Origin of the sequence: Mesorhizobium sp. M7A.F.Ca.CA.004.12.1.1 (genome assembly GCF_003997835.1) — a bacterium.
Taxonomy (GTDB): domain Bacteria; phylum Pseudomonadota; class Alphaproteobacteria; order Rhizobiales; family Rhizobiaceae; genus Mesorhizobium.
The window spans coordinates 1-1,417 of sequence record NZ_RZRK01001149.1 but is presented as its reverse complement, the minus strand read 5'-3'; the positions used below and the strand labels follow the sequence as shown (position 1 = coordinate 1,417).

Genomic DNA, 1,417 nt, shown 5'->3' with positions numbered 1-1,417 from the left:
GGCCAAGGAATTGGCTGCGAAGTAATTTTCTGGCGACCTGGTCGCCGGATCGGACTTGAAACGGAACGCGAACGCGTTCATAAGGCCTTTTAGGCGCCTTGCGGCGCAACGGAGTTAGTTAGATGGCACACAAGAAAGCTGGCGGCTCGTCGCGCAACGGTCGCGACTCGCATTCCAAGCGTCTGGGCGTGAAGAAGTTCGGCGGCGAAGCCGTCATCCCGGGCAACATCATCATTCGTCAACGCGGCACCACGTGGCATCCCGGCGTCAATGTCGGCATGGGCACGGACCATACGCTTTTTGCGCTCGAGACCGGCGCCGTGACGTTCAACAAAAAAGCCAACGGCCGAACCTACGTATCGGTCAACCCGATTGCCAAAGCCGCGGAGTAGCCGGTTCCGCACTAGAACACCGGCGCCCATCTCGGGACCGGTGTCTGGCAAAGCCAGGAAAAGGATCAGGGGAGATGGGTTTCCATCTCCCCTTTTTCTTGTGCCTGGAGGACTTTCAAATGGTTGCCGAAGCGGAAGACTCAGAAGACGAAAGTTACGCGATAGATTGTCCGGTGCTGGTCACCGAGCGACTGGTGATGCGGGCGCCTCACGAAGGCGATATCGCGCAACTGGTCGAACTTGCCGACAACCGCCATGTCGCCGAAATGCTGGCCCGCATGCCGCACCCCTATGGCGAGGCCGAGGCGCGCTCTTTCCTGGCCATGACCAAGTCGCGCCGGGCCGGTATCGCTTATGCCCTGACGCTGGCCGGCACCGACACTTTCGTCGGCTGCGCCGGTCTCAACACCACCGATCGCGGGCTGGAGCTCGGTTACTGGATCGGCGAGCCGCACTGGAAGAAGGGCTATGCGACCGAGGCGGCGCACGCGCTGGTCGACCTCGCCTTCCAGAGGACGTCGATCCAGGTTCTGCATGCCTCGACACGGGTCATCAATCCGGCCTCGCGCCGCGTCATCCACAAATGCGGGTTCCAATATGCCGGCCAGGGCATGCTGAACTCGATTGTCGCCGGCCAGGTTCCCGTCGAGCGCTACCGGCTCGATCGCAAGACCTGGACGAGCTTGCGGAACTGGGTCCACTTTTGATGTGTGCCGATATTCAGGTGAGGCCGGCCTGCGAATGGCGGTTTCCTGCGCTTCCGGTGCTCGCGTACGAAAAGTACACTCCGCTCCGGTTCTCGGAAGCCACTATTCTCGGCTCGGCCTGACCTGAATCTCGACACACATCGGGTACGGCGCGAAACCAATGGGAGGCAAACTTGGATCAGCCCAGTTCGACCCAGACCGGCAGGTGGTCCGAGCCGACGGCCTTTCGGTCGACCCACAGGCGCTGCAGGGACCTGGCGAGCGACGCGCTGGTGAAGATGTAGTCGATGCGCTTGTGGCGGCTGGGGTCGGTGGGTT

2 protein-coding genes and 1 pseudogene are annotated in these 1,417 nt (G+C 61.8%); 2 read left to right on the top strand and 1 reads right to left on the bottom strand.

All coding sequences use genetic code 11. The features are described from left to right. The first annotated feature begins 122 nt into the window (after positions 1-122). Both rpmA and EN984_RS34585 read left to right on the top strand, forming a co-directional pair. Positions 123-392 carry a 50S ribosomal protein L27 gene (gene rpmA, locus EN984_RS34590; RefSeq protein WP_013529063.1) on the top strand — a complete coding sequence of 90 codons (270 nt, stop codon included), beginning with the start codon at positions 123-125 and terminating at the stop codon, positions 390-392. A gap of 119 nt (positions 393-511) precedes the next feature. Further along, on the top strand, positions 512-1,099 hold the full coding sequence (locus tag EN984_RS34585) for a GNAT family protein (RefSeq protein WP_063173273.1): 588 nt from the start codon (positions 512-514) through the stop codon (positions 1,097-1,099). A 178-nt stretch (positions 1,100-1,277) separates the two neighbouring features. Here the strand turns inward: EN984_RS34585 and EN984_RS39195 are convergent. Beyond that, positions 1,278-1,417, bottom strand: a pseudogene (locus EN984_RS39195) (EEP domain-containing protein); the annotation flags it as partial.